The following is a 13,929-nucleotide window of genomic DNA, read 5'->3' as shown; positions in this document are numbered from 1 at the left end:
CCCTGAAGCCCTCACACCCCGAGGAGACGCCATGAGTGCGACCATGCGAGCCGCGCGGATGCACCACGTCGGCGAGCCGATGAAGATCGAGGAACTGCCCGTTCCCGAGCCCGGCCGCGGCGATGTCCGGGTGGCCGTGCACGCCGTCAACATCGTGCCCAACCTCGCCAACATCCTGAACATGTGGACCACGTGGTTCCCGATGAGCCCGCTGCCCACCCTGCCGGCGATCTTCGGTCTCGACCCGGCGGGTGTGATCGAGGAGATCGGCGAGGGCGTCGAGGGCTTCGAGGTCGGCGACCGGGTGTACGTCAACCCGGGCCGCTCCTGCGGCTCCTGCCGCTCGTGCCGCGGCGGCGACTCGATCAACTGCGCCAGCTACGCCTTCGCCGGCTACTTCGGCTTCTCCCCCACCGCGATCCATCTGCTCGACCGGTACCAGGGCGGCCTCGCCGAGTACACGGTGGCCCCGGCGTACAGCCTGGTGAAGCTGCCGGACTCGCTGTCCTTCGAGGCGGCCGCCCGCTTCGGCTACATCGGCACCATGTACTCGGCGCTGCGCAAGGCCGGGGCCGGTCCCGGCAAGAGGATCCTGATCAACGGCATCAGCGGCACCCTGGGCATCGCCGCCGCCCTCCTCGCGCCCGCCATGGGCCTGACCCATGTGTACGGCACCGGACGGGACCGGGCCCTGCTGGAGCGGGTCGGCAGGCTGGCGGACGGCCGGCTGCGTCTGCACTCCCTGGACGACGGCCCGCTCGACGACTGGGTGCGCGCGGAGACCGGCGGCCACGGCGCCGACATCTACATCGACGCCCTCGGCCCGGGCGCCCCGCACGAGACGTTCCGGGCGGGCATGCGGGCGCTGGCGCGCGGCGGCGTCGCCGTCAACATCGGTGCCGTCGCGGGCGATGTGCCGATCGACGTCCACCACATGATGGACCAGCAGCTGAGGCTGATCGGCTCGGCCTGGTTCACCTCCGCCGAGGGCCAGACCATGGCCGACATGGCCGGGGCCGGCCTGCTGGACCTCAGCCCCCTGGAGCACCAGGTGTTCCCGCTGGACCAGGTCAACGACGCCATCAGCGGGATCGCCGTACGCAACGGCGGTTTCAGCAACTTCATCATCGGCCCGCAGGCCTGACGGGAGAGCGACGATGCACGCAGCGCACACCGGCCGCCCGGCCGACCCCCTCGACCTCCTGGAACTCGACAGCCTGCTCAGCGACGAGGAGCGTGCCGTACGCGATGTCGTGCGCACCTTCTGCGAGCGGCGCGTCGACCCGCACATCGCCGAGTGGTTCGAGCGGGGCGGGATCGAGGACATCCGCGGCCTGACCAAGGAACTCGGTGAACTGGGCCTGCTGGGCATGCACCTGGAGGGCTACGGCTGCGCGGGCATGAGCGCGGTCGACTACGGCCTGGCCTGTCTGGAGCTGGAGGCCACCGACTCGGGGCTGCGCTCCCTGGTGTCGGTGCAGGGCTCCCTGGCGATGTACGCGATCCACGCCTTCGGCTCCGAGGAACAGAAGGAGGAGTGGCTGCCGAGGATGGCGGCGGGCACGGCGATCGGCTGCTTCGGCCTGACCGAGCCCGACTCCGGCTCCGACCCCGGCAGCATGCGCACCGCGGCCCGCCGGGACGGCGAAAACTGGGTCCTCGACGGCCGCAAGATGTGGATCACCAACGGTTCGGTCGCCGAGGTCGCCGTGGTCTGGGCGCGTACGGAGGACGGCATCCGCGGTTTCGTCGTCCCCACCGACACGCCCGGCTTCTCGGCGCCCGCGATCAAGCACAAGATGTCGCTGCGGGCCTCGGTGACCAGCGAGCTGGTCCTGGACGGGGTACGGCTGCCCGGCAGCGCCGTCCTGCCCGGCGTACGGGGCCTGCGCGGGCCCCTGTCCTGTCTGAGCGAGGCCCGCTACGGCATCGCCTGGGGCGCGATGGGAGCCGCCCGCTCCGCCTTCCGGACCGCCCTGGCCTACGCGGGCGACCGGGTCCAGTTCGGCCGGCCGATCAGCGGCTTCCAGCTCACCCAGGCCAAGCTGACCGACATGTCCCTGGAGCTGAACAAGGGCATCCTGCTGGCCCTGCACCTCGGCCGGGTCAAGGACGACCGGGGTCTGCGCCCCGAGCAGGTCAGCCACGGCAAGCTCAACAACACCCGGGCGGCGCTGGAGATCTGCCGCACCGCGCGGACCGTGCTGGGCGCCAACGGCATCTCGCTGGAGTACCCGGTCATCCGGCACGCCAACAACCTGGAGTCGATCCTCACCTACGAGGGGACGGTGGAGATGCACACCCTGGTGATCGGGCAGGCGCTGACGGGGCAGGCGGCGTTCCGGTGAGTGCCCTCTCCCGGGTCGGCGTGGTCGGCTGCGGGCTGATGGGCGCGGGCATCGCCGAGGTCTGCGCCCGGGCCGGGCTGGACGTCGTGGTCCACGAGGTGACCCCGGCCGCGGCCGAGGCGGGCCGCGCCCGGATCACCGCCTCGCTGGAGCGGGGCGTCCGGCGCGGAAAGCTCACCGCCGCGGACCGCGACGCGGCGCTGGACCGGCTGCGGGTCACTCCCGACCTCACCGCCCTGGCGGACCGGGACCTGGTGGTGGAGGCGGCGACGGAGGACGAGAAGGTCAAGGCCGGGCTCTTCGCCGAGCTCGACCGGACCGTCACCCGCGAGGACGCGATCCTCGCCTCCAACACCTCGTCCCTGCCCGTGATGAAACTGGGCATGGCCACCAGCCGCCCGCACCAGGTGATCGGGGTCCACTTCTTCAACCCGGTCCCGGTCCTGGAGCTGGTCGAGATCGTGCCGTCCCTCCTGACGAGTCCCCAGACACAGCGCCGTGCGGAGGAGTTCGTCACGACGGTCCTGGGCAAGAAGGTGATCCGCGCCCAGGACCGGGCCGGCTTCGTGGTGAACGCCCTGCTGGTGCCGTACCTCCTGTCGGCGATCCGGATGCTGGAGTCCGGACACGCCTCGGCGGACGACATCGACACGGGCATGGTCCTGGGCTGCGCCCACCCCATGGGCCCGCTGAGCCTGGCGGACCTGATCGGCCTGGACACGCTCACCGCCATCGCGGAGGCGATGTACGCGGACTTCAAGGACCCCCAGCACGCCCCGCCACCCCTGCTGCAGCGGATGGTGGAAGCGGGCCTGCTGGGCCGGAAGTCAGGCAGAGGGTTCCATGATTACGCCGGGTGACCTCCAGGGGCGCGGGGAACTGCGTGACCAGCCACGACGGCGCCGCACCCGCTCACGCATGGGACTTGGCAGAAGAGGCGAACGCGTCGGCAGCCACCAGATCGAAGTCACCGTGATCGCTGCCAAGCCCCTGCGCGACCAGCGCGGCGGCCGCACTGCCGAGCACCGCCGCGTCACTCGGCGTACGCCCCAGCCCGATCCCCCGCAGATACCCCGCGGAGAACGCGTCCCCGCACCCGGTGGTGTCGACGACGTCGACGACGAACGCCGGCACCGGTTCCGCCCCGTCCGCGCTCACCACCAGCGCCCCGTCGCCACCGCGCGTCACGGCGACGACGCCCACCCCGGCGGCCAGCAACTTCCGCGCACCGGTGAGCAGATCGTCCTCGCCGGTGAAACCGAGGACCTGGTCCTCGTTGGGCAGGAAGTGGTCGACGTAGGGCAGCGCCGCCTCGATCTGCTCGAAGCTGCCGAGCACCCCCGGAGCGAGCAGATCGACGGAGGTGACGACCCCGTGGTCCTTGGCGTACGACAGGATCCGCGTCGCGGTGTCCACCCCGATCAACTCGGGCCCGCCGAGGTGCAGATGGGTGGCCTCGGCGAGAGCGTCCCAGGGCACGTCGTCCACGCCGTAGGTGATGTTGGCGCCGAGCAGGTGCAGCGAGGGCCGGTCGCCGTTGGGGCGGATGGGCAGGACGCTGGCGGAGGTCGCGGTGTCGGTGCGGCGGACGAGGAACCCGGTGTCGATACCGGCCCTGTTCAGCAACTGCACCAGCATGTCACCGGTCGGGTCGGTGCCGATCGCGCCGGCGCTGCGCACCTCGGCGCCCAGCTTGGCGAGGGTGAGGGCGGTGCCGCCGGCCGTTCCCGCGGCGGTCATCCGGATGTCCTCGACCAGGGTCGCGCCCTGCCCCTCGGGTATCTCCTCGACCGGCCGGACCAGGACGTCCAGGACGTGCACGCCCATCGTGAAGACCTTCATCTGCTCCCCCTGTTTTCCTCTTGCGCGGGTGGCATGGGACGGGTGGTTCCGTAGTTGCGGGCGAGGGCCGCCTCGATCACCGCGAGTTGCTGCTGTTCGTCCAGGAAGCGGGGGGTGCCCATGGAGGCCGCGCGCTGGTAGACGCCGCAGGCCCATTCGAGGAGCAGGGCGTGTTCGACGGCCTGGTCGAGGGTGACGGCGTGGGTGACGGCGCCGTGGTTCGCCATCAGGGCGGCGCTGCGCCCCTCGAGGGCGGTGAGCACCGACTCGGCGAGCTCCGGGGTGCCGAAGGTGGCGTACGGCGCGACCCGGACCGTACCGCCGAGGGCGAGCAACTGATAGTGGATGCAGGGAAGTTCGTCCAGCACGCAGGACACGGCGGTGGCGTGCGGCGCATGGGTGTGGACGACCGCTCCGGTGCCGTACCGGCGGTAGACGCCGAGGTGCAGCTCCAGTTCCGAGGTCGGCTCGTAGGTCCCCTCGATGTGCTGGCCGTCGAGGTCGACCACGGTCACCTGGTCCGGGGTCAGCGCGGCGAGGACCGCTCCGGTCGCGGTGATGGCGACCCGGTCGTCGACGCGGACGCTCACGTTCCCGGCCGTGCCGATGAGGAGGCCCTCGGCCCCCAGGCGCCGGCAGGCGTCCGCGACGGCGGCCCGCTCCCGGCTCGGCGTCGAGCTTGAGGCGGTCATGGGCGCGAAGGTAGCGTAAACGTGAAACAAAGTCACGTTCACGTTCGGAGCCGGTTCTTGGACACTCCCCTGCGCCGTACCCCCCGTCAGGCGCGCAGCAAGGCCCGACTGGCGCTGCTGCTGCGGGCCGCCGAGCGCATCCTGGTCGAGGAGGGCGTGGAGGCGCTGACGACGACCCGGGTGGCGGCCGGGGCGAAGGTCTCCGTGGGCTCGCTCTACCAGTACCTGCCCGATCGCGGCGCGATCATCGACGCCCTCGCGGCGGGCTACCTGGCCCGGCTGGAGGGCGTCACGGACGATCTGGCCCGGGCCGCGGCCGTGGAGCGGTGGGAGGATCCGGTCGGGGTGATGATCGACGCGTACGCCGGGATCTACCGGACGGAGCACGGTTTCCGGGCGCTGTGGTTCGGCAGCGGGCTGACCGAGCGGGCCCGGGCGGCGGACCGTGAGCACAAGCGGCGGATGGCCGACGGGATCCGCCGGGTGCTGCTCGCGCTGGACGTCGTACGCGACGACGAGCCGCTCGCCCGCGCCTGCCATGCCGCCGTCCTCGCGGCCGACGCGCTCGCCCAGGAGGCGTTCCGCCGGGACGCGGACGGCGACACCGCCTTGCTCGACGAGGCGAAGGTGATGCTGCGCGGCTATCTGAGGGACGTCGTCGCGCGCTACTGACCCCGCCGGCCTCTCCCCTGCCGGTCCCGGGCGAACCTGTGTCAGCGATCGTCCGGAGGGCCGAAGCCGGATGAAGGGGATGCGGAGGCGACGCCGGGGCCGGTGAGGATTCCGTTCAGCCAGGCCGCAGCGAGTTCCGCGCGGGAGCGGCAGCCGGTGCGCTGGAACAGCCGTGTCAGGCGCTGCTCCACGGTTTTGTGGCTGCATGCGAGTTCCGCGGCGATCTGCCGGTTGGTCGCGCCGTCGCTGACCATGCGCACCACGGCGACGTCGGCTTCGGTCAGTTCCTCGGAGGTCTGGCGGAGCCTCGGGACGGGGATGCCGCGCCGCTGTGCGGCACGGGTGGCGGCCATGCGGAAGGGACGTCCCAGGCCGAGACGGTGGGCGTTGTGCATGGCCTCGGACAGCCAGGAGGAGGGGTCGTCAGCGAGGTGGGTCAGACACAGACCGCAGACGACGTTCAGGTGAACGTCGCGGCGGCGCCTGAGGAGTCGGTACGCGGTCTGTGCGCTGTCGGCGTCGCGGAGTGCGATGGCGCGTCCGATGAGCAGGGCCTCGTGGGTCATGGGTGTGACCGCCTCCTCGTGCAGGGTTTCCAGTTCCTCCAGAGCCTGCTGGACCATGTGCGGTCGGTCTTCGGAGGCGGCGAGCGACAGGATGCGCAGGAGCACCCGCTCGACACCGGCGAGAAGTCCGCTCTTCCGCGCCTGCCGCGCCTCGTGCCAAGCCCCCTCAAAGGCCTCCTCCGCCCGGCCCGACCCGTACCGGACGGCCAGCCGCGCCCGCGCCGCCAGCGGATGGGTGAAGGTGTCGGGAACCATGTCGAGCCATGCCCGGGCACGGACGACGTCGCCGCGTGCGCAGTGGATCTCCGCCGCCAGCACCCGTGCCAGGCAGGACACGCCCACGGCGCTGTGCGTGCGGCTGCGCACCTCCACGCGGCGGGCAGCCGCCAGCGCGGCATCCCAGTCCCCCGCCAGGTAGTCACCCACCATGCCCTGGTACAGGGCGGCGACACAGTCCCCTGCCGTTGCGTACCGGTCGCCGAGTACGGCGCTGAGCGCGCCGGCCAGGTCCCCGTAGGCGGCGGCGCCGCTCAACTGGTCCAGGGCCCGCTGATCGATGACGGCGCACGGCATGCTCCGGCGCGCGCGGCGCAGCCCGACGCGGCCGCCTACCGCAGCGGCCACCAGCCGTACATCGGCGGGCGAGGGCAGGGGCGTGCGTCGGCGCCCGGGATCGGAGCCCTGAGCACCGTGGACGGTCGTCACCGGCCAGGGCGTCGGCACGCCGATGCCGTAGAGGCCGCCGAGTGCCGTCAGCCCGGTCGTGGCGGGAAGAGCGTGGAGCGCTCTGGAGTCGGGGTCGGTGGTCTCGGCGCAGGGTGAGCGGTGTTCGTGAAGAGCCGCCCACGCCCATGCCTGGGCGACGTCTCCCAGCCCGGCCGGTTCCTCCAGCGCCTCAGGGTGGTCGGTGGTCACGTCCTGCTGCGCGCCGAGGCAGGCGATCAGGGGCTCGCCGAGCGCCAGAAGCCCGTCGTGGTCGCCGTGCCGCAGACTCAAGCTGCTCGCCTCGTGGAGCACTCCAGGGGTGCGCCGGTCCAGTGGCGCGAGCCGGCGCAGTGCGGCTGCGTAGGCACGGGCCGAGCGGGGCCAGTTGGTCCTGGCCTCCTCGCGGGCCGCGGCCAGCAGCAGCGGCAGCGCGAGGGCGTCGTCCAGGCGCGAGCCGACGGCCGCGACGCGATCGGCCAGTCTCGGGTAGCCCCGGCCCGTGGCCTCGGCACCGAGCCTGTCCGTCAACGACGTGACGAACCGCGCGGAGTTCCCCTGCACATCGCGCCCGCCGGGAAGGGTCCGTAAGGCCGCCGCCAGCGCCGGGACGGCGAACGACAGGTGGCCTTGCGGGTCCGCGGTCAGGATCCGGTCCGTGATCAGTCGGTCCAGTGTGTGTTCGAGAGCCCGGGCGCCGTCCGACGGCCTCAGCCGGAACACGTCCTCGACGTGCACGTCGGCATGGTCCAGCACGCAGGCGGTGACGATCGCCGCCGCGACGATCCCGGAGTACGGGGGCGCGTGGGGCCGGCCGAAGGCCAGACGGAAGGCTTCCTCGGTGGTCAGCCGCAGACGGTTCCCCGCACGCGTGAGGCACATCAGGCCGTCGAGTTCCAGCAGGTCCGGTCCGTCCAGGGTGTCGAGGACCGACAGGATGGCCCGCGGATTGCCCGCCAGCATGCCCAGGGCTTGCGACACGGCCTCCGCGAGAGCAGGTTCGGCCGGACGGCCGAACCGCCTGGTGACGTGGACGTCGACGAGCATGGCGACGTCCTGCGGTGTCAGTGGCGCCAGTTCGAGGACTTCGTCGGCCGAGGCAGCCAACTGGGCGCGAGCACCGTCGGCTGCGGGCGCCGACCTGACGGCCCCCACCACGGGGACGCCGCGCGGACGGAAGACCCGCAGCAGCAGCCCCAGAGCCTCGACGCTGCGCCGAGGCATCTGTTCAACGCCGTCGACGACCAGCGCGAAGGGGGTCTGCCGGGCTGCCGCAGCCAGTACCTCGCAGAACGCGAACAGTCCGCTCATCCGGCCTTCCCGCGCGGCAGTCCGCAGTCGTGCCCCTCGGGCGGACAGTGGCGGCAGAAAGCCGTCGGGGTCGGCAACGACCAGGCCGCAGCCGGCGGCGAGGACGATCGCGTCTGCGGTGTCTTCGCTCTCTTCGTCCCGCCGGCCGAGCCGCACCACCGCGGCACCGTCCTGGACCGCGGCGTGCCGTGCCTGTTCCAGCACGGTGGTCTTGCCCATCCCTGCCTCAGCGGTGACCAGCAGGACGCGAGCCGCGTCACCGGTCGCGCACAGGACGTTCGCCACTGCGCGGACGTCGTCCTCTCTGCCGATGACCGCCGCACGCTGTTGCCGCACGGTTCCCTCTCTCTCGCTCTCGGACGGAGACGAACCGTCCCCGTCATCAGAAGATCGTCCATGGGGCCCCGGCCGTTCACGTCTGGCGGTGCTCGCATAATGGCCGGGCCCGGAAGAAGCCCCCGGTGAGAAAAGGATGTACTGCCCCGTGGTCGCGCAGCCGAGGGTCAACGGACTGGTCCGCTGGGGTACGCCCGCCGTCATGGACCGCAGCGCCGAGCGCCTGTTGGGCCGTGAGAGCGTGTGGGAACAGATCCACGACTGGCTGAGAGCCCCCGACGGGCCGCGCGTGGTCCTCGTGCGAGGTGAACGCGGCGTGGGCCGCAGCGCGTTCCTCCGGGCAGTCGGGAAGCAGCTGCGTGCCCAGGAGACCACCGTGCTTGCGGTGGACTGTGTGTGCGGCGACGGTGAGCGACCGCTGCTGCTGGCCCTTCGGCTGGTCATGGTGCTGGAAGAGCACCGTTCCACAGCCCACCCGCGCAAACCGGCCGGGGGGCTGGTCACTCGGGCGTTGTCCGCCGCCGACCAGCGTGATCCGGCGGCGATGCAGGCGGCGCTGCGTGCCGCTCTTGCCCGGTCCGCAGGGGTGGCGGTCATGGTCGATGACGCCCAACACGCCGACCCCGGCTCGCTGGCCGTCCTGAGCGCGATCCGCTGGCCGCAGCTTGCGTCCGGTGTGCGGCTGGTGGTGTCGGCAGTGCGGCACATCGTCCCGCGCCCGGACGACCGGGGTGCGGGCACCGCGACGTCCGCTGTCGGCCATCCCTCGTACCCCGCCCGGCAGCCGGAGGGGGCCGGAGCACCGAACCGGGACAGTCCGGCCGAGCTGGAACGGCTGGCCGGCGTGGCGGGGGCCCGCACAGTGGCCCTGGCCCCGCTGGGACCGGAGGGCACCACGGCGCTGGCGGCGCAGTGGTTGACGGCGCAGCCCGACACCGCCTTGGCCCGGCGGGTCACCGAGTTGACGCGCGGCGTCCCGGGAGCCGTGGACGCCCTGCTCACCGGCTGGACGCGGCGGGGGCGGATCCGCGTCGCCGACCGTCACGCTTCGATCGCCGCCACGACGCCGGTGCCCGCCCTGCCGGACGACGACCGCTTCGTCACGGCGGTGGACGGTCTCGGTGAGCCGTATCGCGCGGCGGCCGCGGCACTGAGCATTCTGTGGCCACTCGGACGGACGGCCCTTCGGCTGACCGCGGCATGGGCCGGTTTGTCCGCCGAGGCAGCCGGCAGCGCGGTCCGCGGCCTGGTCGAGGCGGGCATCGTCGAAGAACTGCCCCGCCACGACGGCGCTGCGGTACCGGGCTGGACCTTCCGTCTCCCGCTGACCGCACACACCCTCCGGGAGCGGCTCAACCCGATCGAACGCAACCGGCTTTCGGCCATGGCGGTCGAGGCGCTCTGGGCAGACGCGGAAGCCTCGCACACCGCAGAGGTACCCCCCACGGTACCGGCCGTGCCCGACGCCCACGACGCACTGGTCTACCGAGCGGACCGTATCGCGGACGCGGGTATCCTGATCGACCGCGAGCGCGCGGTGGTCGAGCTGACCGCCGCCGCCCGGGCGGTACAGCCCGGTGTCGACGACGGGGCGGTGCAGAGGTGGCTGCGGGCCACCGCCGGTCTGGTCGAGGACCACTCCGCCCGGGACACCGTCCTTCAGCAATGCGCCACGGCCGCCTACAGGGCGTGCGACTACACATCGGGCCGGGCCATCGCGGAGGCCCTCCTGCGCAACCCGGGCGCGTCACTGACCGCGCTGGCCATGCAGGAGATCGCCTGCCTGCTCGTGACATTGACGGCAGATCAGAGAAACTGGCGGGAGTTGTCCGTCCAGGCGACGGCACACTGGTGGGACGAACTGCCGGTGCCGGCACTCGCCAAGGTCACCGGCCAGGCTCTGGCCCTGCGCCGCCTGGCCAGGTATCAGGAAGCAGCGGAGCTGCTCTCCCGGACGGAATCCGTGTGGAACACCGACCCGTACGCCCGCGCGTCGCCCGCGTGTTTCAAAGCCTCGGCGGAACTCGCTCTCGGCAGGCCGGAGGCTTTCCGGCACGAACTGACCATGCCGGACGCGCCGTTATTGCCGCCTGGCAAGCTGTACGCGCTGGCCGACACCATGTTCGCCGAACTGGCCGTCGGCTATGAACTGAACGCGGCGAAATCCCTGCTGGACTCCCGCGCGCTGACCGTCGGCATGCTGCCCGCGCTCAGCCAGTTCCTCCACCATCACCTCACCGGCCGGTGGGACCAGGCACTGGAGTCGGCCCGCCGCCTGCTGGCCACCGATGAGGGCCAGACCCCGGGGCTGGACAGCCATGTTCTTCCCTCACGAACCGCCGCCATCCTCCTCGCCCGAGGGCGCCTCACCAGCGCCCTGGACATGGCGACGAACAGGCCGGACCCCGAGCAGGGGCCACCGCGGTGGTCCATGGACGTCGCCGAGGCAGAGGTACGGAAGGCTCTCGGCGACTTGGGAGGCGCCGAAAAGGCACTGCGTCGCGGGCTGGACGCGGCGCAGGCCCACGGCCCGGTCCACGGCGCAGCGGAGTTGTGGGCTCTGCTCGCCGAGGTGACGGCCGAGGCAGGACGCCCCGCCGAGGCGGCGGCGAGCCTGCAACACCTGGAGCGGAGCGCCGCCCGGTCGGGCAGCGACCGGGCACGACTGCGCTTCCTGCTGGCCTCGGCCCACATCCCGCCCCAGCACGCCCCCGACGCTGCTCGCGAGCACCTGCGCGAGGCCGTGGGCCTCGCCCGGCTGCGGGGCCTTCCTTTCGAAACGGCGACCACCCTGGTCGCCGCCGCCACCACAGGCGCGGGCCCGTCCACGCTGCTGCACGAAGCCTACGAACTGTTCGGCATGACCGGCGCCACCCTGTGGCGTTTCCACACCAGGACCTCGATGCGCGCAGCCGGGCTCACCGCCCCCGGCCGCAAGCAGACCACCGCGGAGAACGACCACCTCCTGGCCACCCTGCTCGCCGAACAGCTGACCAACCGTCAGATCGCGATCGTCCTGCGGCTCAACGAGGACGCGGTGGCCCAGCGGCTGTCCCGGCTGTTCACCCGCACCGGAAAACGCTCCCGCACGGAACTCGCCACCGCCGTACTCACCCGCTCCCGCTGACCCGACAACTCGCGTCAGGTTTCCCTGTGTTTAGCCGTCGAACGGCCGGGACCGCCGAAACAGCCGATCACGCACGCCACCATCGTGACGCACGATGATCTTCGATCCTCCTGGAAGGAACACCCCCATGAACCGCGTCAAGTCGCCTGCCCTCGCTGGAGTCATCGGAGCCTCGGTCGCCGCTGTCGTGGGTGGTGCCACCCACGCCACCGCTGTCGCCGTCGACGCGTCCACCGCGCCGTACACCGCGACCGCCACGTCGACTCAGCAGTCCGTCTCCAGCACCACCACCCTGGCCGTGGCGGTCCCCGAGCAGACCTCCTCGGCCGGCCTCCCGAGCCTGATCTGCGTCATCTGACCCCGTCGGCGTGATGCCGGCCCCTTGCCCGGGGCCGGCGTCACACCTCTGCCCAGGAGACAGCCATGCCCGCCGTCCGCACCGTCGCCGTCGACTGCCACGCCTTCGGGCGTTACCCCTACGTGGGCTGCAACAACCTGATGCGGCAACTCCTGCCCGCCATCCGCCAGGACAGCCCCGGCCTGGTGCGGGAGTTCGCCCACTGCCTCGTCGCCCTGGCACCGGACACCCGCGCAGACATCCTGAACCACTGCCCCGATCTCGCCGACGTCCTGGGGAAACCGGTCTCGATCCCGTTCATGGTCAACCGCACCACCTGGCTGGCACACGGCGTGGCCAGTCTCGTCCTGCGCTGGCGGTCGGGGCTCGACGACGCCCCGCCCCTGAGGCTGTCGTTCACCAACACGGCCTCGGCGGATCCGCTCCAGAAGGAATTCCTGGACATCCTGAGCCGGCGAGCGGACCCGGACCTGCTCCTGGTGGTACGGGACGACCAGAACGACGGCTCCGAACCCCGTCACGACAGCGAGGCGGCCTGTCTGTCTCCCGAGGAACACCTGCTCCGCGCCGAGGAGTTGATGGCCCTCGAACGGCGCTCGCTCGACCTCAGCAGCGTGCTGCACCACCTGGAGCACAGCACGGCATCCCCGGACGTCGTTCTCCACGCGTTCACCGCCGCGGCGGAGCACTACTTGGCGGTCGGGTTCTACGAGGCCTCACTGCACACCGCACGCACTGCCGCCCGGTACGCCACGGACGACGACATCGCCACGGCACGTACGCTCTGCTCCACCACGGTCTACTCGCTGATGCTGCTCGGACATCTCGATGAGGCCGAGGCGTTCTGTACCGTACGGCTGTCCACCACCGACGACCCCCGCATGGGGATGGTCTGCAGCTATGCCCTGGGTGTCATCCAGGCCAGGCTGCGCCCGCCGGAGCAGCGCGATCTGGCGAAGGCCGCACACCACATGGCACAGGCCATCGCGTTCCTGGACAGCGGGCCGCAGGGTCCCGGCGAGATCGGCAACCGCGTCTTCATCGACAAGAACTTCCGGGCGCTGCTCGCCATCCGTGCCGGGCGAACGGACGAGGCCATTCGCCTGGAGCACGAGGGGCTGGCCGACCTGCGCCGGCTGTGCCCGGAGCGCTTCCGGGGCGAGGCCCCCGTCCTCCTGCAGAACCTGGCCAGAGCGCACATGGCGTTGAAACAGGAGGACCTCGCCGTCGCCTCGTACACCGAGGCGATCGCCCTGGAGCCGCGCAGCGCCGACCTGTACGTGGAGCGCGGCAACACCCACCGCGCACTCGGCGACCACCGTGCCGCCCTGGCGGACTACCGAATGGCGATGCAAGTCGGCCCGCCCAGCCCGGAGATGCACTTCAACGCCGGGCTGGCCTGCGCGGCCGGGCACGACAGCGATCAGACGCTGAACGAGTACACCCGCGCGCTGGAACTGGATCCCGAGTACGTTCCCGCCAGGCTGAACCGGGCGGCGCTGCACTACCGGTCGGGCAGGCCGGCCGAGGCGAGGTGCGATGCCGACACGGGGTTGCGCAGCGAGCCCGGCCACCCCGACCTGCTCTGCATACGGGGACTGGTGAACCTGTCCTCGGGCGACCTGGAGACCGCCCTGGCGGACTTCTCCAGGGCACTGGTGCACGACCCGTCCCATCCCGCGGCCCTGAAGAACCGCAGCACCACCCTGTTCGCCATGGAGAACGTGGCCGAGGCGCTCCGTGACGCCGACCGATACCTGGCCGTCCGGACCGACGCCGCCGCGTTCCTTCACCGAGGACAACTGCACCAGGCGCGCGGCTCCTGGCAGGAGGCTCTCGCCGACTACCAGCAGGCGGCACGCCACGACGACGCCGATCACGCCGTACTGGACCGCCACCGGTCAGCCTGTCTCCAGGGCCTCGTCGACCAGGCCACCCACGCCCGGCCGCGGAACACCTGACGGAACTCGACGGT

General features: G+C 71.8%; 10 protein-coding genes. 7 read left to right on the top strand and 3 right to left on the bottom strand.

The features are described 5' to 3' along the window. Nucleotides 1-31: 31 nt before the first annotated feature. From ACYQ8Q_RS38890 to ACYQ8Q_RS38880, 3 genes are read left to right on the top strand one after another with little or no spacing between them, the layout of a single operon-like run. Complete coding sequence (locus ACYQ8Q_RS38890; RefSeq protein ID WP_460071393.1) at nucleotides 32-1,144, top strand: alcohol dehydrogenase catalytic domain-containing protein; 1,113 nt, start codon at nucleotides 32-34, stop codon at nucleotides 1,142-1,144. Between the two features lie 13 nt (nucleotides 1,145-1,157). Then, complete coding sequence (locus ACYQ8Q_RS38885) at nucleotides 1,158-2,348, top strand: acyl-CoA dehydrogenase family protein (RefSeq protein ID WP_460071392.1); 1,191 nt, start codon at nucleotides 1,158-1,160, stop codon at nucleotides 2,346-2,348. Further along, nucleotides 2,345-3,208 (top strand): 3-hydroxybutyryl-CoA dehydrogenase, encoded by an 864-nt coding sequence (locus tag ACYQ8Q_RS38880; protein ID WP_460071391.1) that lies wholly within the window; start codon nucleotides 2,345-2,347, stop codon nucleotides 3,206-3,208. Before ACYQ8Q_RS38885 ends, ACYQ8Q_RS38880 begins: the two co-directional genes overlap by 4 nt. A 52-nt stretch (nucleotides 3,209-3,260) precedes the next feature. Here the strand turns inward: ACYQ8Q_RS38880 and ACYQ8Q_RS38875 are convergent, their stop codons facing one another. Together ACYQ8Q_RS38875 and ACYQ8Q_RS38870 are read right to left on the bottom strand one after the other, a co-directional pair. After that, nucleotides 3,261-4,190, bottom strand: coding sequence for a carbohydrate kinase family protein (locus ACYQ8Q_RS38875; protein ID WP_460071390.1), 930 nt, complete (start codon nucleotides 4,188-4,190; stop codon nucleotides 3,261-3,263). Beyond that, complete coding sequence (locus ACYQ8Q_RS38870) at nucleotides 4,187-4,882, bottom strand: class II aldolase/adducin family protein (protein ID WP_460071389.1); 696 nt, start codon at nucleotides 4,880-4,882, stop codon at nucleotides 4,187-4,189. Before ACYQ8Q_RS38870 ends, ACYQ8Q_RS38875 begins: the two co-directional genes overlap by 4 nt. Nucleotides 4,883-4,939: 57 nt before the next feature. Between ACYQ8Q_RS38870 and ACYQ8Q_RS38865 the strand changes: the two genes are divergently transcribed. After that, nucleotides 4,940-5,554 (top strand): TetR family transcriptional regulator, encoded by a 615-nt coding sequence (locus ACYQ8Q_RS38865; RefSeq protein ID WP_460071388.1) that lies wholly within the window; start codon nucleotides 4,940-4,942, stop codon nucleotides 5,552-5,554. A gap of 41 nt (nucleotides 5,555-5,595) precedes the next feature. Here ACYQ8Q_RS38865 and ACYQ8Q_RS38860 read toward each other — a convergent pair whose 3' ends face one another. Further along, complete coding sequence (locus ACYQ8Q_RS38860) at nucleotides 5,596-8,469, bottom strand: helix-turn-helix transcriptional regulator (protein ID WP_460071387.1); 2,874 nt, start codon at nucleotides 8,467-8,469, stop codon at nucleotides 5,596-5,598. 148 nt (nucleotides 8,470-8,617) lie between these two features. Here ACYQ8Q_RS38860 and ACYQ8Q_RS38855 point away from each other — a divergent pair, with 148 nt between their 5' ends. The 3 genes from ACYQ8Q_RS38855 to ACYQ8Q_RS38845 all read left to right on the top strand — a co-directional run bounded on the left by ACYQ8Q_RS38855 (nucleotide 8,618) and on the right by ACYQ8Q_RS38845 (nucleotide 13,915). Next, nucleotides 8,618-11,596, top strand: a complete 2,979-nt coding sequence (locus ACYQ8Q_RS38855; protein ID WP_460071386.1) for an AAA family ATPase — start codon at nucleotides 8,618-8,620, stop codon at nucleotides 11,594-11,596. Nucleotides 11,597-11,723: 127 nt separating this feature from the next. Further along, entirely contained in the window at nucleotides 11,724-11,954 is a 231-nt protein-coding gene (locus ACYQ8Q_RS38850; RefSeq protein ID WP_460071385.1) for a hypothetical protein, read from the top strand. A 65-nt stretch (nucleotides 11,955-12,019) separates the two neighbouring features. Next, nucleotides 12,020-13,915 (top strand): tetratricopeptide repeat protein, encoded by a 1,896-nt coding sequence (locus ACYQ8Q_RS38845; RefSeq protein WP_460071384.1) that lies wholly within the window; start codon nucleotides 12,020-12,022, stop codon nucleotides 13,913-13,915. Nucleotides 13,916-13,929 lie beyond the last annotated feature (14 nt).

The organism is Streptomyces sp. YKOK-I1 (genome assembly GCF_054660435.1).
This window is presented reverse-complemented; position numbering and strand designations above follow the sequence as displayed.

What these genes read in the sequence shown, in the direction of transcription:
- ACYQ8Q_RS38890 (WP_460071393.1), top strand. Translation starts at nt 32, where the DNA reads ATGAGTGCGACCATGCGAGCCGCGCGGATGCACCACGTCGGCGAGCCG.
- ACYQ8Q_RS38885 (WP_460071392.1), top strand. Translation starts at nt 1,158, where the DNA reads ATGCACGCAGCGCACACCGGCCGCCCGGCCGACCCCCTCGACCTCCTG.
- ACYQ8Q_RS38875 (WP_460071390.1), bottom strand. Translation starts at nt 4,190, where the DNA reads ATGAAGGTCTTCACGATGGGCGTGCACGTCCTGGACGTCCTGGTCCGG.
- ACYQ8Q_RS38870 (WP_460071389.1), bottom strand. Translation starts at nt 4,882, where the DNA reads ATGACCGCCTCAAGCTCGACGCCGAGCCGGGAGCGGGCCGCCGTCGCG.
- ACYQ8Q_RS38850 (WP_460071385.1), top strand. Translation starts at nt 11,724, where the DNA reads ATGAACCGCGTCAAGTCGCCTGCCCTCGCTGGAGTCATCGGAGCCTCG.
- ACYQ8Q_RS38845 (WP_460071384.1), top strand. Translation starts at nt 12,020, where the DNA reads ATGCCCGCCGTCCGCACCGTCGCCGTCGACTGCCACGCCTTCGGGCGT.